Genomic DNA, 17,772 nt, shown 5'->3' with positions numbered 1-17,772 from the left:
GATGACTCCCTATTCGAAGAGAAACCGCGGTTAAGCGACGCCCAGGTAGGCGTCCTTGACCGCCGGGTCGTGCAGGAGCTCGGCGCCGGTGCCTTCCTTGACGATCCGGCCGGTCTCCAGAACGTACGCGCGGTGCGCCCGGGACAGAGCCTGCTGGGCGTTCTGCTCCACCAGTAGCACGGTCGTCCCCTGCTGGTTGATCTCGACGATGATGTCGAAGATCTGCTGGATCAGCATCGGCGCCAGACCCATCGACGGCTCGTCGAGCAGCAGCAGCTTGGGCCGGCTCATCAGCGCCCGGCCCACCGCCAGCATCTGCTGCTCACCGCCGGACAGCGTGCCGCCGGGCTGCTTCTCGCGCTCCTTGAGCCGCGGGAACAGCGTGAACGCGCGGTCCAGATCCTCGTCGATCTCGGACCGGTTGCGCCGGGTGTAGGCACCCATCTCGAGGTTGTCGCGCACCGTCATGCCCGGGAAGATGCCCCGGCCCTCGGGCGACTGCGAGACACCCCGGATCACGCGCAGGTCGGCGCGCAGCTTCGTGATGTCCTGGCCGTCGAACCTGATCGTGCCCTGGGACACCGGGCGCAGCCCCGAGATGGCCCGCATCGTGGTCGACTTGCCGGCCCCGTTGGCGCCGATCAGCGCGACGACCTCGCCCTGGCCGACGGTGAGGCTGATGCCGTGCAGGGCCTGGATCCGCCCGTAGGCCAGCGTCACGTTGTCGATCTCAAGCAGCATCGGTGGGCACCCCCAGATAGGCGGCGATGACCGCCGGGTTGTCCCGCACCTCGGCGGGCGTCCCCTCGGCGATCTTCTTGCCGAACTCCAGCACGACGATCCGGTCGGTGACGCCCATGACCAGGCGCATGTCGTGCTCGATCAGCAGCACCGTGACCCCGGTGTCGCGGATCTTGCGGATGAGCTGGAGCAGCTCCTCCTTCTCGGCCGGGTTGAAGCCGGCGGCCGGCTCGTCCAGGCAGAGCAGGGTCGGGTTGGTGGCCAGCGCGCGGGCGATCTCCAGGCGGCGCTGCTCACCGTACGAGAGGTTCCGGCTCACATCGCCGGCCCGGTGCACGATGCCGACGAACTTGAGCAGCTCGATCGACCGGGCCCGGCCCGACTTCTCCTCCGACCAGAACCGCGGCAGCCGGAACAACGCGCTGATCACGCTCGTCTTGTGGTGCGCGTCCGCGCCCACCATGACGTTCTCCAGCGCGGTCATCTCGGGGAACAGCCGCACGTTCTGGAAGGTACGGGCGATGCCGCCCCGGGTGATCTCGTGCTTCTTCTTGCCGACCACCGACTCGCCCTGGAACCGGATGGCACCGCTGGTCGGCCGGTACACGCCGGTCATCGCGTTGAAGCACGTGGTCTTGCCCGCGCCGTTCGGGCCGATCAGCCCGAAGATCTCACCCTTGCGCAGCGAGAAGCTGACGTCGTTGAGCGCCACGACACCGCCGAAGCGCAGCGTGACATGGTCGACCTCGAGGAGAACTTCCTCCCCCCGTACGGGCGAAGGGTTGGGCTCGTCGAGTTTGGCCCCACCGGTCGGGGCGGCCTCGTCCACCGGCCGCTCGTTGGCACGGTCGAGCTCCTCAGGAGTCTCCTTGTGCGGCTCACTCATTGCGGAGCCACCTCCTTCTCCCGGTCCTTGAGCTCCATGGCACGCCGGCGGCTCGGGATCAGACCCTGCGGCCGCAGCACCATGATGATGATGATCACGAGGCCGAACAGGGCGAACCGGTACTCGTAGAGGTCCGTGTCGCCCAGCGAGATGCCCCGCAGACGGTCCGGGATGTACGAGATCAGCGCACCACCCAGGATCGCACCGGCCATGTTGCCGGAGCCACCCATGACCACGCCCGCCAGCACCAGGATCGAGAACTGCAGCACGAACGTCTGCGAGTTGATGAAGCCCTGCTCGCCGGCGAACAGCACACCACCGAGACCGCCGATGAACGCGCCGATCGCGAACGCCCACAGCTTGTACTTGATCGTGCGCACGCCCATGATCTCGGCGGCTTCCTCGTCCTCACGGATCGCCAGCCACGACCGGCCGACCCGGCTCCGGTCCAGGTTCCGCACACCCAGGATGACCAGGATGATGACGACCAGACCGAGCCAGAAGTACGGCACCGCGTCGGTCACCCCGAAGATCGGCTTGCCGTTCCACATGCCCGGCGGGTGCGGGATGCTCGCGAAACCACGGTCACCGCGCAGCGTCGTCGTACTGGTCGCGAAGATCCGGATGATCTCGGCGAAGCCCAGCGTCACGATGGCCAGGTAGTCACCGCGCAGACGCAGCGTCGGCCAGCCCAGGATCAGGCCCGCCACCATGGTCAGGGCCAGCGCCACCGGCACCGCCATCAGCCACTTCCAGCCCGTGTCGGCGTAGAGCACCGAGTCGGGCGAGGTCAGCAGGGCCGTGCCGTACGCGCCGACCGCGAAGAAGCCGACATACCCCAGGTCGAGCAGACCCGCGTAGCCGACCACCACGTTCAGGCCCAGGGCCAGCAGCACGTAGTACGACATGTTGAACAGGGCGCTCGGCCAGTCGATGCCCTCGGTGACGATCTGCGGGCCGATCAGCGGCACCTCGGCCGCGTAGGGCAGCAGGAACGCCAGGATCGCGGAGACCAGCACGATGATGCCGCGCACCCAGCCCGGCTGCCGGCCGAACCAGCCACGCACACCGCCGCTGCTGCGCCAGGTTGCCTTCTCGGTCGTCGTCGTCATGCTCGAGCCCTTCCCAGCGACTCACCCAACAGACCCGTCGGGCGGAACAGCAGGATGACCACGAGCAGCACGAACGACGCCGCGTGCAGCCACTGCGACCCGAACAGGCCCGCCGCGTAGTTCTGCAGCACACCCAGCAGCAGGCCGCCCAGCAGGGCACCCCGCAGGTTGCCGATACCACCCAGCACGGCCGCCGCGAACGCGTCGATGCCGAGCAGGAAGCCGGCGTCGTAGCGCGTCACGCCGATCTTGAGGTCGTACATCACCGCCGCGATACCGGCCATCAGACCGCCCAGCAGGAAGACCAGCGCGATCACCCGCGACTTGTTGACACCCATCAGCGCGGCGCTGTCCGGGTTCTGCGAGACCGCCCGGATACCGCGGCCCAGACGCGAGCCGTTGATGAAACGATCCAGCGCGAACATCATCACCAGCGCCAGCAGGATGATGAGGAGCTGCAGGTTCGTCACCGTGGTGTCGCCGATCGTGAAGAGCGGCTTGGCCTGGATGATCGGCGGAACACCGCGCTGGTTGCGGTGCGTCAGCACACCGGTCAGCTCGGAGATGAACAGCGACGCACCGATCGCGGTGATCAGGAAGGCCAGCGGCGGCGCGTTACGCCGGCGCAGCGGGCGGTAGGCCACCAGCTCGACGGCCAGCGCCGTCACACCCGAGGCGATGATCGCCACGACCAGGCCGATCACCAGATAGAGCAGCATGCCACCGACGCCGGGGGCGGCCGAGTTCTGGTCGAGACCGAAGAAACCCCAGACGATCAGGCACGCGTACGTGCCCATCAGGAAGACCTCGGAGTGGGCGAAGTTGATGAGCCGCAGCACACCGTAGACCAGCGTGTAACCCAGGGCGAACAACGCGATGATCGCGCCCTGAGCCAGACCCGTCACGGTGAGCGGCCCGAAATTATCAATCAGACCGGAAAAATCCACAGAGGGGCTCCAAAACGACGAGGTCGGTGCGGCCGGAGATCATCCGGCCGCACCGGCCCTACAGAGAGTTAGCGCAAACCGATCAGGAGGTCTTGATCTCCACGTCGGACTTGGCGTCGCCAGAGCTGTCGAACTTGAACGCCCACACCTTGATCAGCGTGGGGTCCAGCTCACCGGTGGCGGTGAACTTGTACGTGTTCGCGATGCCCTTGTAGTTCACCGTGGACAGGTAGGTGTTGAGCTTCTCCGGGGTCGTGTTGCCCGCGTCGATGCCCTGCAGGAACACGTTCGCGGCGTCGAAGGCGACGTCCGAGTACGTACCCGCGTCCTGGTTCCACTTCGCCTTGTAGTCGTTGACGAACGTGCCGCCCGCGGCCTCCGGAGGCGAACACGGGCAGGTCACGACGGTGCCGACCGCAGCCGCGACACCCGACGCCTTGGACAGGCCCGGGTCCTTCATGCCGTCGCCGCCGACCAGCGTGCCCTTCCAGCCCGCAGCGGTGAGCTGCTTGCGGATGATGCCCGCGTTCGTGTAGTAGCCGCCGTAGAACAGCGCGGTCGCGCCGCTCGACTGGACCTTCTGGACCAGCGCCGAGAAGTCGGCCTGCTTGCCGTCACCCTCGGTCTTGTCCGTGTTGACGACCAGCGCACCGAGCGTCGACTTCACGACGTCGGCCAGACCGGCACCGTACGCCGACTGGTCGTCCGCGACGAAGACCTTCTGCGCCTTCAGGTTGTCCTTGATGTACGCGGCGGCCGCGGGGCCCTGCGCGTCATCGTTGGCCACCGCGCGGTGGAACGTCTTCCAGCCCTTCGACGCCAGCGACACACGGGTCGCCGACGGCGTGATCGTCGGGATGCCGGCCGACTCGAAGATCGGGTCAGCGGCCTCGGACTCGCCGGAGAACGGCGGGCCCACGATGCCGAGGATCTTCTTGTCCGCGACCAGGGAGCGCGCGACACCAGGGGCGACCGAAGCCTCACCCTGGGAGTCGAACTTCGCCACCTCGATACACGTCGAACCCTTGGCCTTGTTGTACTGCTCGATAGCCAGCTCGAAGCCCTGCTCGATGTTCACACCGAGGTTGGCGGCCGAGCCGGTCAGAGCGCCGAAGAATGCGAGCTTGTAGCCGCAGTTTCCACTGCTCGCGGTGTCATCGCTGCTGGAACTGCTGTTGCAAGCAGCGGCACCGGCGATGAGCCCGATAATGGCCACCCCGCCGATGGCTCGTGCGAGAACCTGCCTCAAGGTTGGAACCCTCCTCCATACCGAACCCACCGAGCCACTGCTGGCCGATTGGCACTTGCGCACCCCAGCGGCCACCGTGCCCCGTTATGGGGCGGGACGTTATCCCAGTCTCTGGGCCTGCTGAAAGAGTTCACTCGGGCTTTCACCGAACCGTTACGTCCGAGGAGCCGCAGGCCGGAGGAGGTGTTACAACCGGACTAATTCAAGATCAACTGTTTGCGGGTTGCGCGCCGTCCGCATCCTGACCCTCGGCCAGGATCCGATCCGCGACCTCACGCATAGTCATCCGATGATCCATCGCCGTGCGCTGAATCCACTTGAACGCCTGCGGCTCGGTCATCTGATACTTCGTCATCAGCTCGCCCTTGGCCCGCTCGACCGACTTCCGCGTCTCCAGACGATCGGTCAGCCCCGCCACCTCGGACTCCAGCGCGGCGATCTCCGAGTACCTCGAAAGAGCGATCTCCACCGCCGGCACCAGATCCGACTTCTGGAACGGCTTCACCAGATAGGCCATCGCGCCGGCTGCCCGGGCCCGCTCGACCAGATCACGCTGACTGAAAGCCGTCAGAATCACGACCGGGGCGATCCGGCCGCCCGCGATCCGCTCCGCGGCCGCCAGCCCATCCATGATCGGCATCTTGATGTCGAGAATGACGAGGTCGGGGCGCAACTCCTCGGCCAGACGGACGGCGGTCTCACCGTCACCCGCCTCACCGACGACGTCGTAGCCCTCCTCGACGAGCATCTCGGCCAGGTCCAGACGGATGAGCGCCTCGTCCTCGGCGATCAACACCCGCTTGCGCTCGGCACCAGCCTGCGAGTCGGCCACGGAACCCCTACCCCCAACGTTCCCGATGTCGCGACACCCCCGTATCCGGGTGTCGCCGCCCTAAGCCTAGTGGGTACGCTGTCCCCTGCCTGGGTCAGCGTGACCTTCCTGCGGTGGACCGGGCATGCCGGGGTGGTGGAATGGCATACACGGATCTCTCAAAAGGATTTGTCCGAGAGGGCATGCGGGTTCGACTCCCGTCCCCGGCACCGCACAGAAATGTCGTACCCGCCTGCCACGATCAGGCCGTGCATCCGCCCGCCATCCGCAAGGAAGCCCTCCGATTGCACGCCGCCGGCGTGCCATTCAGCGAGATATACCGGCGGCTCGGCATCTCGCGCAATACCGTCGCGTGCTGGCTCTACAACCGCCGGCAAAGGGCGACCGAGATCGACAACCGGTGCCCGCGATGCGACAGTCCGGCGCGCGCGATCGACGATCCAGCGTCGTATGCCTACCTGCTGGGGCAGTATCTCGGTGACGGACACCTGCTGATGACCCAACGCGTCCCCCTTCTGACGGTCTCCTCCGATCAGAGCTACCCCGGGCTCATCCACGAGGTGTCCTACGCCATGGAGGCCTGCGGGGCTCGGACGGTCGGGTTCCAGGAGCGGCCCGGCTGCATCAGCATCCGGTCGCATTGGACCCATTGGCCCTGCCTGATCCCGCAGCACGGGCGCGGCGCCAAGCATCGGCGCGTGATCGAATTGTCGAATTGGCAGCAGGAAGTGATCTCGGCTCGGCCCGGAAGATTCCTCCGCGGTCTCTTTCATTCCGACGGCAGTCGATCCATGAATCGTGTCGTCCGGAATGGTCGCGCCTACAGCTATCCGCGTTACAACTTCGTAAACGAGTCGACCGACATCATGGGGTTATGTGCGCAAACCCTCGATCTCGTGCATATAGCGTGGCGAATGGCCCGGCCCAACCTGCTCTCGGTGGCGCGGCGGGAGGCGGTGGCGCGGCTGGACGAGTTCGTCGGGCCGAAGTGGTGACCGGCCGCGCACGCGCCAAGGCGACATTCGGGCAGGCGGCTGACCACCTTGGGTGAGGTGGCCGGCCGCTCCCCGGGTCACTCTGTGCACTCGAGGCGATGGCACCATAACTACGGGTAACTTCCCTGGGTGGCTGTCGGTGTCGGTGTGGCCGGTGCGGCGCCGGTCGGTGGGGCGCTGGGCGATCCGGAGCTGGGGCGCGGGCTGACCGTCGGAGATGTCGACGGTGCGACAGGGGTCGTCGACGGCTCCTGGGTGGCGGTGGGCGAGGGCGCCGCCGAGGCCGAGCGGTGCAGGTCGCGGCAGTATTTCTCGATGTCTTCCTCGCCTCCGGCGGCGTCGCTGAGTTTGCGGCGGTCGCCGGCGCTGAGGGTGCGGCCGGGGGTGGCGTTCCAGGCGTCGCACCAGCCCAGCACGGTCACGTCGAGGGTGGGTGAGGTGGACGGCCGGGGTCCGGGGCGGCTGGGGCCGGGTGGTGCCGGGGTGCCTGTTCTCGGCGCCGGTACGCCCAGCGCCGAGAACAGGCGGTGTGCGTGCTGCTGGGCTTCCTGGGGGAGGTTGCCGGTGCGGGCGGCGGCGGCCGTGCCGGCGAGGATGAGGAGAGCCAGACCGGCCGTGGCGGGCACGAGCGCGGCCCGGATCCTCGCCGTTCGGTGGCGCCGGGCGCTGCGAGCAGCGTTTTTGCGATGAGCGACGAAAGCGGCGACCATTTCCTGTTCGCCGGCGAGTTCCTCGCGGGTGGCGGGGGCTCGGGCGGCTTCGAGGAGGGCGGCCAGTCCGGGGTGATCGGTGCCGGGCGGGTGGGTGGCGGCGATGCGGTCGGCCTGGTCGCGGTTGATGCGCCGGTGGCGTCGCGTGCGCAGTGCACGTTGGAGAGCGTGGAAGGCCCGCATTTTGTTACACCCCCTGCCGGGTGCGGATCTGGGGGTGGGTGGCGAGGCGGCGGAGTCCGCGCATGGTGGCGATGCGGACGGCGCCGGGTTTCTTGCCGAGGATGTCGGCTGTGGTGGCGACGTCGAGGCCGGCGACGACGCGGAGCATGACGGCTTCGGCCTGGTCGACGGGCAGGGCGGCGATCATGCTGAGGGCCCAGGCGGTGGAGGCGTCCTCGGCCGCCTGGACGGCGGCGTCGGGGGCGGCGCCGGTGGGTGGTGCGGCGGCTTCCCGCGTACGGGAAACGCGTCTTTTCTCGTCGATGCCGCGGTGGCGGGCGATGCGGAAGAGCCAGCCCCGGAATTCGCCGGCCGTGCCCTCGAAGCGGTGGAGGTCGCGGATGACGTGCAGCCATGTCTCGCTGGCGGCGTCCTCGGCGTGGTCGCCGGCCAGGACGCGCAGGTAGCGCAGGACGTTGGGGTGCAAGCTGCGCCAGAGGGTGGCGAATCCCGCCGCGTCGCCTTGCTGGGCGGCGCGGAGGGCGGTGGTGAGCTCTTCGTCGGGCACGGCCTCTCCGGGGGTGGGGGCGGCCGTCTTGTACCCCGCTGTGAATCTGCGTGAACCTCCGATTCGCCGGTCGGCCGGATGTTGTCATGGCAGGGACAACTTGGCGGGAGGCCTCATGTTGTGGTCGGGTTCTTCGCCGCTGTCCGTGATGCGGGCCGGCATGTGGGGGTTTCTGCTGTTCGCGGGCGTGGCGTGGCTGGCGATCGGCTGGAGTGTGCTGCGGCTGGAGCCGGCCGACGTCGCGGGGGTGGCGGGTCCGGTGATTTTCTTCGGGGCGCTCTGTGAGGTGGTGCGGGCGCTGGCCGGGACGCGGATGTGGTGGGTGAACGCGTCGATGGCCGCGTTGTTCACCGCGACCGGGGTGGTCGTGCTGCTGGACCGGGATTCGACCTATACGACGCCGGCTTCGCTGGTGGCGTGGTTTCTGCTGGTACGGGGTGCGGTGGACATCGCCGTGGCGACGATGAACCGGGGCACGGACCGGACGTGGGGTCTGGTGGTGTGCCTGGGTGTGCTGCAGACGGGGCTGGGGTTCTACGCGGCGGGTCCGTTGGCGCGGACGGCCGATCCGGTCATCGTCACGCTGGGTGCGCTCGCGGTGTTGCGGGCGGTGGCCGATCTGGTGACGGCGTTGCGGTTGCGGGAGGTCGCCGGGGCGCGGGCGGACGTGCTGCGGTTGTCACCCGAACGTGCGGACGGCGTGACCGGTTATGCGGCCGGGCTGGCCGATTTTGAGGAACAGCCGAAGTCGGCGCGGCATCGGGCGGACGATCTGGAGTTGGAGAAGCAAGGCTGAGTCTCCCCTGCCCCCGCCGGGCGGGATCCGTTCGTCGGCCAGTCGCCGGGCCGGGGTCCCGGCCCGGCGGGGCGCTCAGCGGCGGGCGCCGACCCGCCGGAGCAGGCCTTCCTGGACGGCGCTGGCGATGTGCCGGCCGTCTTCGGTGTACATGCGCCCACTGGCCAGGCCGCGGCTGCCGCTGGCCGAGGGGCTGGTGCAGTCGTAGAGGAACCATTCGTCGGCGCGGAACGGCCGGTGGAACCAGAGGGCGTGGTCGAGGCTGGCGCCGATGACGCCGCCGGGGCCCCACACCTCGCCGTGCACGGAGAGCACCGAGTCGAGCAGGGACAGGTCGGAGGCGTAGGTCAGCGCGCAGGCGTGGATCAGCGGGTCGTCGGGCAGGGTGCCGTCGATGCGCATCCAGACGCGCTGCTGGTCGCTGGCGTTGCGGTCGCCGGGCGGCACCCAGCCGGGGTCGTTGACGTAGCGGACGTCGATGGCGCGGGGTGCGGCGTTGAACGCGGCCCGGCGGCTGGGGTATCTGGTCACCCAGTCGGCCATGGTCGGCACGTCGGCCGGGGCGGGCACGTCGTCGGGGGCCGGGGTGTGGTGGTCGAGGCCTTCCTCGGTCACCTGGAACGACGCCGACATGAAGAAGATCGTCTTGCCGTGTTGCTGGGCGGTGGAGCGCCGGACCGAGAAGGAGCGGCCGTCGCGGATGGTCTCGACGGTGAACTGGATCGGTTCGGTGGGGTCGCCGGGGCGGACGAAATAGCCGTGCAGGGAGTGCACGAACCGTTCCGGGTCGACCGTGCGCCCGGCGGCGACCAGGGCCTGACCGGCGACCTGGCCGCCGAAGACGCGCTGGGCGCCGGTCTGCGGGCTTTCCCCGCGGAAGGTCGCCGCGTCCAGCTGCTTGAGGTCGAGGACCTCGAGCAGCTGGTCGACGGCGGCCTGTCCGCTGAGCGGTTCGGTCACAGCGTGGCCGGGTCGACGAGGTCGCCGAGCCGGTGGACGCGCAGGGTGTTGGTGGAGCCGGGCGCGTTGACCGGGGAGCCGGCCACGACGACCACGTAGTCGCCCGGCTTGGCCAGTCCGAGTCCGAGCATCTTGGCGTCGACCTGCCGGAACATGTCGTCGGTGTGCTGCACGAAGTCGGTCAGGAAGGTCTCGACGCCCCAGCTGAGGGCGAGCTGGTCGCGTACCTCGGGGACCGGGGTGAAGGCGAACAGCGGGAGTTCGCAGTGCAGCCGGGCGAGGCGGCGGACGGTGTCGCCGGTCTGGGAGAACGCGACGAGCGCCTTGGCCCCGATGTTGCGGGCGATCTGCGACGCGGCGACGGTGAGCGCGCCACCGTGGGTGCGGGGGTCGTGCTGCAGGCGCGGCACCGGGATCGAGCCGGCCTCGGTGGTGGTGACGATCTTGGCCATGGTGCTGACCGTGAGCACCGGGTACTTACCGACCGAGGTCTCGCCCGAGAGCATCACGGCGTCGGTGCCGTCGAGCACGGCGTTGGCGACGTCGGACGCCTCGGCGCGGGTCGGGCGCGAGTTCTCGATCATCGAGTCGAGCATCTGGGTGGCGACGATGACCGGCTTGGCGTTCTCGCGGCAGAGCTGGACGGCCCGCTTCTGCACCAGGGGGACCTGGTCGAGGGGCAGTTCGACGCCGAGGTCACCGCGGGCGACCATGACGCCGTCGAAGGCGAGCACGATGGCCTCGAGGTGTTCGACCGCCTCGGGCTTCTCGACCTTGGCGATGACCGGGACGGTGCGTCCCTCTTCGGCCATGATCTCGTGGACGAGCTTGATGTCGTCGGGCGAGCGCACGAACGACAGCGCGACCAGGTCGACGCCGAGGCCCAGGGCGAAGCGGAGGTCTTCGGCGTCCTTGTCGCTCAGGGCGGGGACGCTGACCGCGACGTTGGGCAGGCTGACGCCCTTGTTGTTGCTGACCGGGCCGCCCTCGACGACCAGGCAGCGGATGTCGGTGTGGTGCTCGACCGCGGTGACCTCGACGGCGACCTTGCCGTCGTCGATCAGGAGGCGGTCGCCGGGCTTCACCTCCTGCGGCAGCTTGGTGTAGGTGCAGGAGACGCGGTCCTTGGTGCCGAGGATGTCCTCGCTGGTGATGGTGACCAGGTCACCCGTGTTCCACACGTGGGGGCCGTCGGCGAACTTGCCGAGTCGGATCTTGGGCCCCTGCAGGTCGGCGAGGACCGCGACGGCGCGGTCGGCCTGCTCGCTGGAGCTGCGCACGAGGTCGTACACCTTCTGGTGGTCCTCGTGGCTTCCGTGGCTGAAGTTCATCCGGGCCACGTCCATGCCGGCCTCGACAAGACCGAGCATGCGCTCGGGCGAGGCGGTCGCGGGCCCCATGGTGCAGACGATTTTTACGCGGCGTGTCACGGCCATCAGGCTAGTCTCTCTTTCTCATCGGCCTGGCGGCCGACCCCCGTCATCGGGGTGAACTGCGTCTGTCGGGCGACGGCGGGCTGCCTGGGTCTCTCCTCGTTGACCCGGCGCGCTGCACCGTGCAAATCTGGCGGGCTTCGGCGACCGCGGCTTCAGCTTATCGGCACACCCTGTGCGCAACGACGAACGGGCTCGCCCAGAAGGGCGAGCCCGTTCGCACACGTTCGCTCAGACGCCGATGGGCTGGGCGCTGGACCGCACCGGGGCAGGCAGTTCGCCGGCCGCGCCCAGGTATTCGTGGATCGCGGCGGCGGCCGAGCGGCCCTCGGCGATCGCCCAGACGATCAGCGAGGCGCCGCGGTGCATGTCGCCGGCCACGAACACGCCGGGGGCGGAGGTCTGCCAGGTGTGGTCGGCGTCGAGGACGCCGCGGCGGTTGCGGTCGATGCCGAACTGGTCGAGCAGCGGCTGCTTCTCGGTGCCGTCGAAGCCGATGGCCAGCAGCACCAGGTCGGCCGGCAGGTCGCGTTCCGACCCTTCGGCCACGGTGACCGTACGGACACCGTCGACGCGCTCCACCGTCACGTCGGCCACCCGCACCGCCTTGACGTTGCCGGAGCCGTCGTCGACGAACTCCTGCACGGCCACGCCGAAGACGCGCTCGCCGCCCTCTTCGTGGGCCGGGTAGTTGCGCAGGATGACCGGCCAGGTCGGCCACGGGTGCTGCTCGGCGGCCCGGATCGACGGGGGCAGCGGGTACTGGTCGAGCTGGATCACGCCGGCCGCGCCCTGCCGGTGGGCCACGCCGAGGCTGTCGGCGCCGGTGTCGCCGCCGCCGATGATCACCACGTGCTTGCCGGCCGCGTCGACCGGGGTGGTCTCCTGCAGGCCGGCCACGACCCGGTTGGCGGGCACGAGGTGCTCCATCGCGAGGTGTACGCCGTTCAGACCGCGCCCCGGAGTTTCGGGGGTGTCGCGGCCCGCGAGCGCCCCGGCCGCCAGCAGCACCGCGTCGAACCGCTCGCGCAGGTCGTCGGCGGTCACGTCGACGCCCACCTCGACACCGGTCTCGAAGACGACGCCCTCGGCCGCCATCTGGGCCAGCCGGGCGTCCACCACGTCCTTCTCGATCTTGAAATCGGGGATGCCGTAGCGCAGCAGGCCACCGATGCGGTCGTCCCGCTCGTAGACGGTCACGGCGTGCCCGGCCCGGGCCAGCTGCTGGGCCGCGGCCAGGCCGGCCGGGCCGGAGCCGACCACGGCGACCTTCTTGCCGGTGGCCGCGGGGGCCGGCTGCGGGCGGACGTAGCCGAGGTCGAACGCGTGGTTGGCGATCTCGACCTCGACCTGCTTGATGGTGACCGGGTCGTCGGCGATGCCGAGCACGCAGGCCGCCTCGCAGGGCGCCGGGCACAGCCGGCCGGTGAACTCGGGGAAGTTGTTGGTGGCGTGCAGCGACTCGGCCGCCGCCTCCCACGCCCCGGTCCGCACCAGGTCGTTCCAGTCCGGGATCCGGTTGCCCAGCGGGCAGCCCTCGTGGCAGAACGGGATGCCGCAGTCCATGCAGCGGGTGGCCTGGTCGCGGATCAGCTCCTCACCCGCGGGCGGGTAGACCTCGCGGAAGTCGCGGATGCGGACCGGCACCGGGCGGCGCTTGGGCAGCTGCCGCTCGTAGCGAAGGAATCCGTTCGGATCAGGCACCCTTGACCCCCATGACCGCCTCGGCGACGTTGCGACCGGCGGCTTCGGCGGTCCTGATCAGTTCCATCACGCGCTTGTAGTCACGCGGCACCACGGCGGTGAACCGCTCGACGGCCGCGGGCCAGTCCTTGAGCAGCCGCTCGGCGACGGCCGAGCCGGTCTCGGCCGCGTGCTTCTCGACGAGGGTGCGCAGGGTGTCCTGCTCCTCGCCGGTGAGCGGGGCCAGGTCGACCAGTTCCGGGTTGACCCGCGACGACTCCAGGTCGAGCACGAACGCCTGGCCGCCGCTCATGCCCGCGGCGAAGTTGCGCCCGGTCGGGCCGAGCACCACCACGGTGCCGCCGGTCATGTACTCGCAGCCGTGGTCGCCCACGCCCTCGACGACCGCCTGGCCGCCCGAGTTGCGTACGGCGAAACGCTCCCCCGCGCGGCCGCGCAGGAACACTTCACCCGCGGTGGCCCCGTAGAGGATGGTGTTGCCCGCGATGATGTTGCTCTCGGCGATGAAGGGCGCGCCCTCGTCCGGCCGCACGATCACCCGGCCGCCGGACAGGCCCTTGGCCACGTAGTCGTTGGTGTCGCCGATCAGCCGCAGCGTGACGCCGGTCGGCAGGAACGCGCCGAACGACTGACCGCCGGTGCCGCGCAGGGTGAACGCGATGGTGTCGTCGGGCAGGCCGGTGCCGCCGTAGCGGCGGGTCACCTCGCCGCCCAGCATCGCGCCGACGCTGCGGTTGTCGTTGCGGATGGCGACCTCGGCGTGCACCGGGGTGCCGTCGTTCAGGGCCGGCCCGGCCAGCTCGATCAGCTTGTTGTCCAGCGCCTTGTAGAGCTCGTGGTCCTGCGGGACGATGCCGCGGCGGGCCGCCCCCTCGGGGAGCTCGGGCACGAACAGGATCGGCGACAGGTCGAGACCCTTGGCCTTCCAGTGGTCGACCGCCGGGCGGACGTCGAGGACCTCGGCGTGCCCGATCGCCTCGTCGATGCTGCGGAAGCCCAGCTCGGCCAGGTATTCGCGGACCTCTTCGGCCAGGAACAGGAAGAAGTTCTCGACGAACTCGGGCTTGCCGGTGAAGCGCTCGCGCAGCACCGGGTTCTGCGTGGCGATGCCGACCGGGCAGGTGTCGAGGTGGCAGACCCGCATCATGATGCAGCCGCTGACGATCAGCGGGGCGGTGGCGAAGCCGAACTCCTCGGCACCCAGCAGGGCCGCCACGACCACGTCGCGGCCGGTCTTGAGCTGACCGTCGACCTGCACGGTGACCCGGTCGCGGAGCTTGTTGAGCAGCAGCGTCTGCTGCGCCTCGGCCAGGCCCAGCTCCCACGGGGAGCCGGCGTGCTTGAGCGAGTTGAGCGGCGACGCGCCGGTGCCGCCGTCGTGGCCGGAGATCAGGATGACGTCGGCCTTGAGCTTGGCGACACCCGCCGCGACCGTGCCGACGCCGATCTCGCTGACCAGCTTGACGTGCACCCGCGACATCGGGTTCACGTTCTTGAGGTCGTGGACCAGCTGCGCGAGGTCTTCGATCGAGTAGATGTCGTGGTGCGGCGGCGGCGAGATCAGGCCGACACCCGGCGTGGCGTGCCGGGTCTTGGCGATCCACGGCCACACCTTGTTGCCGGGTAGCTGGCCACCCTCGCCCGGCTTGGCGCCCTGGGCCATCTTGATCTGCAGGTCGTCCGCGTTGACCAGGTATTCGCTGGTCACGCCGAACCGGCCGGACGCGATCTGCTTGACCGACGAGCGGCGCTCCGGGTCATAAAGCCGCTCGACGTCCTCGCCGCCCTCGCCGGTGTTCGACTTGCCGCCGAGCCGGTTCATGGCGATGGCCAGGGTCTCGTGCGACTCGGCGGAGATCGACCCGTACGACATGGCACCGGTGGCGAAGCGCTTCACAATCTCCGACGCCGGTTCGACCTCGTCGATCGACACGGGCTCCCGCGTCTTGAACTCGAACAGGCCCCGCAGCGATCCGGCCTCGGCGGCCAGACCGTCGACCTTGGATGTGTACTTGCGGAAGACGTCGTACTGCTTGGAGCGGGTCGCGTGCTGCAGCAGGAACACCGTCTCCGGGTTGAAGAGGTGCACCTCGCCCTCGCGGCGCCACTGGTACTCGCCGCCGACCTCGAGCCGCCGGTGGCTGCGCTCGGCCGGGTTCGCCGGGTACGCCTTCTCGTGCCGCGCCTTCACCTCGGCGTGGATGTCGGCCAGGCCGGAGCCGCCGATCCGCCCGTTGGTGCCCGCGAAGTAGCGCTGCAGCAGCCGGTTGTCGAGACCGACGGCCTCGAACACCTGGGCGCCGCAGTAGGAGGACACCGTCGAGATGCCCATCTTCGACATGATCTTCAGGACGCCCTTGCCGAGCGCCTTGACGTAGTTGCGGACCGCCTTCTTGGGGTCGAGCCCGGCCAGGGTGCCGTTGAGGATCAGGTCGTCGACCGACTCGAAGGCCAGGTACGGGTTGACCGCCGCCGCGCCGTAGCCGATCAGCACGGCCGCGTGGTGCACCTCGCGGCAGTCGCCCGACTCGACGACCAGGGCGACCTGGGTGCGGGTCTGCTCCCGTACGAGGTGCTGGTGCACAGCCGCAGTGAGCAGCAGCGACGGGATCGGCGCCAGGTCGGCGTTCGAGTCCCGGTCGCTCAGCACCAGGATGCGGACGCCGTCCTCGATCGCCTCGGACACATGCCGGCAGATCTGGGTCAGCCGGGCCTTGATGCCGGCCGCGCCGTCACGCAGCGGGTAGAGACCCGAGACCCGGACCGCCTTGAAGCCGGGCAGGTCGCCGTCCTCGTCGATGCTGAGCAGCTTGGCCAGCTCGTCGTTGTCGATCACCGGGTAGGGCAGCACGATCTGGCGGCAGGACGCCGGCCCCGGGTCGAGCAGGTTGCCCTCGGGCCCGATGGTGGCCGACAGGCTGGTCACCAGTTCCTCGCGGATGGCGTCCAGCGGCGGGTTGGTGACCTGGGCGAACAGCTGGTGGAAGTAGTCGAAGAGCAGCCGCGGCCGCTGCGACAACGGCGAGATCGGGGTGTCCGTGCCCATCGATCCGAGCGGTTCCGCGCCCGTACGGGCCATCGGCCCCACGAGGATCTTGAGCTCTTCCTCGGTGTAGCCGAACACCTGCTGGCGCCGGGTGACCGAGTCGTGCGTGTAGATGACGTGCTCGCGCGGTGGCAGGTCGTCGAGGTGGATCAGGCCCGCGTGCAGCCACTCGTCGTAGGGCTGGGCGGCGGCCAGCTCGGCCTTGATCTCGTCGTCGTGCACGATCCGCCCGGCCACGGTGTCGACCAGGAACATCTTGCCCGGCTGGAGGCGGCCCTTGGCCACCACCGAGGACGGCTCGAGGTCGAGCACGCCCGCCTCGGAGCCGAGCACGACCAGGCCGTCGGAGGTGTGCCACCAGCGGCCGGGACGCAGGCCGTTGCGGTCGAGGACGGCACCGATGATCTCGCCGTCGGTGAACGCCACGCTGGCCGGGCCGTCCCACGGCTCCATCAGGCTGGCGTGGAAGCGGTAGAAGGCCCGCCGCTTCGGTTCCATGCCGGGGTCGTTCTCCCACGCCTCGGGAATCATCATCAGCATGGCGTGCGGCAGGCTGCGCCCGGACAGGTGCAGCAGCTCGAGCACCTCGTCGAAGCTGGCCGAGTCGGACGCGGCCGGCGAGTTGATCGGGAACAGCCGCTTGATGCTGCCCGGCAGCACCTTCGACTGCAGCAGCGCCTCGCGGGCGGCCATCCAGTTCTTGTTGCCGCGGATCGTGTTGATCTCGCCGTTGTGCGCGATGAACCGGTACGGGTGGGCCAGCTCCCAGGCCGGGAACGTGTTGGTGGCGAAGCGCGAGTGCACGAGCGCGATCGCGCTGGACACCCGCTCGTCGACCAGGTCGGGGAAGAACGCCGGCAGCTGGTCGGGGGTGAGCATGCCCTTGTAGGTGATCGTGCGCGAGGACAGCGACGGGAAGTACATGCCGACGCCGCGCTGCGACGACTCGCGCTCGGCCTGCTTGCGGATGGTGAACGCCACCCGGTCCAGCTCGATGCCGCTGAGCTGCGCACCGGCCGGACCGGCGGCGGAGTCGCTGAGCCGGTGCGCGGCCAGGAACACCTGGATGATCGCGGGGCGGGCGTCCTCGGCGGTCTGGCCCAGGCCGTCCGGCTGCACCGGCACGTCGCGCCAGCCGAGAATGTCGCCGCCCTCGACCAGGGCGTACTTCTCGAAGACCTTGATCGCCCGGGCCCGCTCGGCGGCATCCTCCGGCACGAAGGCCAGGCCGGTCGCGTAGTGGCCGGGGGCGGGCAGCTCGAAGCCGGCGGCCGCGCGGTAGAACTCGTCCGGGACCTGGATCATGATGCCGGCGCCGTCGCCGGTGTTGTACTCGGCGCCGCGCGCGCCCCGGTGATCGAGGCGGATGAGGGCCGACAGACCCTTGGCGACCACATCGTGGGAACGGCGTCCGTGGAGGTCGGCTACGAAAGCCACACCGCAGGCGTCGCGCTCCTGAGTGGGGTCGTAAAGCCCCTGGGGGTGCGGAAAAGCCACCGGGCCTCCTGTCGTCACTGGTGTTACGTATCAAGGTCGGGACGACGTCGGCCCTGCAAAGTCTCTAGAGTCTACGTTAAGGGGTGCCGATCTCCGCCAGTTCGGATGGATCACACTTCCCGCGGGGCCAAAAC

General features: G+C 69.4%; 14 protein-coding genes and 1 tRNA gene. 3 read left to right on the top strand and 12 right to left on the bottom strand.

The genetic code is table 11. The features are described 5' to 3' along the window. Positions 1–30: 30 nt before the first annotated feature. From KOI35_RS19805 to KOI35_RS19780, 6 genes are all read right to left on the bottom strand, one after another. Positions 31–741 carry an ABC transporter ATP-binding protein gene (locus KOI35_RS19805; protein ID WP_215788992.1) on the bottom strand — a complete coding sequence of 237 codons (711 nt, stop codon included), beginning with the start codon at positions 739–741 and terminating at the stop codon, positions 31–33. Next, positions 731–1,627: an ABC transporter ATP-binding protein gene (locus tag KOI35_RS19800; protein WP_246613431.1), complete on the bottom strand. Its 897-nt coding sequence runs from the start codon at positions 1,625–1,627 to the stop codon at positions 731–733. Before KOI35_RS19800 ends, KOI35_RS19805 begins: the two co-directional genes overlap by 11 nt. Continuing rightward, positions 1,624–2,739 carry a branched-chain amino acid ABC transporter permease gene (locus KOI35_RS19795; protein ID WP_215788991.1) on the bottom strand — a complete coding sequence of 372 codons (1,116 nt, stop codon included), beginning with the start codon at positions 2,737–2,739 and terminating at the stop codon, positions 1,624–1,626. The genes KOI35_RS19800 and KOI35_RS19795 overlap by 4 nt, the downstream gene beginning before the upstream one ends. Next, the gene (locus tag KOI35_RS19790) at positions 2,736–3,686 is read right to left on the bottom strand and encodes a branched-chain amino acid ABC transporter permease (protein WP_215788990.1); all 951 of its coding nucleotides are present in this window, start codon (positions 3,684–3,686) and stop codon (positions 2,736–2,738) included. The genes KOI35_RS19795 and KOI35_RS19790 overlap by 4 nt, the downstream gene beginning before the upstream one ends. Before the next feature lie 82 nt (positions 3,687–3,768). After that, on the bottom strand, positions 3,769–4,935 hold the full coding sequence (locus KOI35_RS19785; protein ID WP_215788989.1) for a branched-chain amino acid ABC transporter substrate-binding protein: 1,167 nt from the start codon (positions 4,933–4,935) through the stop codon (positions 3,769–3,771). Positions 4,936–5,143: 208 nt separating this feature from the next. Continuing rightward, positions 5,144–5,767 (bottom strand): ANTAR domain-containing response regulator, encoded by a 624-nt coding sequence (locus KOI35_RS19780; protein ID WP_215788988.1) that lies wholly within the window; start codon positions 5,765–5,767, stop codon positions 5,144–5,146. 126 nt (positions 5,768–5,893) lie between these two features. Here KOI35_RS19780 and KOI35_RS19775 point away from each other — a divergent pair. Beyond that, positions 5,894–5,976: transfer RNA gene (locus KOI35_RS19775), tRNA-Leu, on the top strand. Positions 5,977–6,015: 39 nt separating this feature from the next. Further along, positions 6,016–6,762: a helix-turn-helix domain-containing protein gene (locus tag KOI35_RS19770; RefSeq protein ID WP_215788987.1), complete on the top strand. Its 747-nt coding sequence runs from the start codon at positions 6,016–6,018 to the stop codon at positions 6,760–6,762. A gap of 110 nt (positions 6,763–6,872) precedes the next feature. Here the strand turns inward: KOI35_RS19770 and KOI35_RS19765 are convergent, their stop codons facing one another. Together KOI35_RS19765 and KOI35_RS19760 are read right to left on the bottom strand one after the other, a co-directional pair. Further along, entirely contained in the window at positions 6,873–7,655 is a 783-nt protein-coding gene (locus KOI35_RS19765) for a hypothetical protein (RefSeq protein ID WP_215788986.1), read from the bottom strand. Between the two features lie 4 nt (positions 7,656–7,659). After that, positions 7,660–8,202, bottom strand: coding sequence for an RNA polymerase sigma factor (locus KOI35_RS19760; RefSeq protein ID WP_215788985.1), 543 nt, complete (start codon positions 8,200–8,202; stop codon positions 7,660–7,662). Between the two features lie 115 nt (positions 8,203–8,317). On the opposite strand from KOI35_RS19760, the gene KOI35_RS19755 reads away from it, so the two are divergent. Continuing rightward, the gene (locus KOI35_RS19755; RefSeq protein ID WP_215788984.1) at positions 8,318–8,998 is read left to right on the top strand and encodes a hypothetical protein; all 681 of its coding nucleotides are present in this window, start codon (positions 8,318–8,320) and stop codon (positions 8,996–8,998) included. Positions 8,999–9,073: 75 nt separating this feature from the next. Here KOI35_RS19755 and KOI35_RS19750 read toward each other — a convergent pair whose 3' ends face one another. From KOI35_RS19750 to gltB, 4 genes are all read right to left on the bottom strand, one after another. Next, complete coding sequence (locus KOI35_RS19750) at positions 9,074–9,958, bottom strand: acyl-CoA thioesterase (RefSeq protein WP_215788983.1); 885 nt, start codon at positions 9,956–9,958, stop codon at positions 9,074–9,076. After that, on the bottom strand, positions 9,955–11,394 hold the full coding sequence (gene pyk / locus KOI35_RS19745; RefSeq protein WP_215788982.1) for a pyruvate kinase: 1,440 nt from the start codon (positions 11,392–11,394) through the stop codon (positions 9,955–9,957). The genes KOI35_RS19750 and pyk overlap by 4 nt, the downstream gene beginning before the upstream one ends. A gap of 228 nt (positions 11,395–11,622) precedes the next feature. Beyond that, the gene (locus tag KOI35_RS19740; RefSeq protein ID WP_215788981.1) at positions 11,623–13,095 is read right to left on the bottom strand and encodes a glutamate synthase subunit beta; all 1,473 of its coding nucleotides are present in this window, start codon (positions 13,093–13,095) and stop codon (positions 11,623–11,625) included. Next, positions 13,088–17,638: a glutamate synthase large subunit gene (gene gltB / locus KOI35_RS19735; RefSeq protein WP_308121074.1), complete on the bottom strand. Its 4,551-nt coding sequence runs from the start codon at positions 17,636–17,638 to the stop codon at positions 13,088–13,090. The genes KOI35_RS19740 and gltB overlap by 8 nt, the downstream gene beginning before the upstream one ends. Positions 17,639–17,772 lie beyond the last annotated feature (134 nt).

The organism is Paractinoplanes bogorensis (assembly GCF_018829635.1).
Taxonomy (GTDB): domain Bacteria; phylum Actinomycetota; class Actinomycetes; order Mycobacteriales; family Micromonosporaceae; genus Actinoplanes; species Actinoplanes bogorensis.
Note: the sequence above shows the minus strand (reverse complement) of the source record. Positions and strands in the feature narration are given on the sequence as shown.

Excerpts from the sequence above, each read along its gene's own strand:
- KOI35_RS19805 (WP_215788992.1), bottom strand. The coding sequence starts at position 741 with ATGCTGCTTGAGATCGACAACGTGACGCTGGCCTACGGGCGGATCCAG.
- KOI35_RS19800 (WP_246613431.1), bottom strand. The coding sequence starts at position 1,627 with ATGAGTGAGCCGCACAAGGAGACTCCTGAGGAGCTCGACCGTGCCAAC.
- KOI35_RS19795 (WP_215788991.1), bottom strand. The coding sequence starts at position 2,739 with ATGACGACGACGACCGAGAAGGCAACCTGGCGCAGCAGCGGCGGTGTG.
- KOI35_RS19765 (WP_215788986.1), bottom strand. The coding sequence starts at position 7,655 with ATGCGGGCCTTCCACGCTCTCCAACGTGCACTGCGCACGCGACGCCAC.
- KOI35_RS19755 (WP_215788984.1), top strand. The coding sequence starts at position 8,318 with ATGTTGTGGTCGGGTTCTTCGCCGCTGTCCGTGATGCGGGCCGGCATG.
- pyk (WP_215788982.1), bottom strand. The coding sequence starts at position 11,394 with ATGGCCGTGACACGCCGCGTAAAAATCGTCTGCACCATGGGGCCCGCG.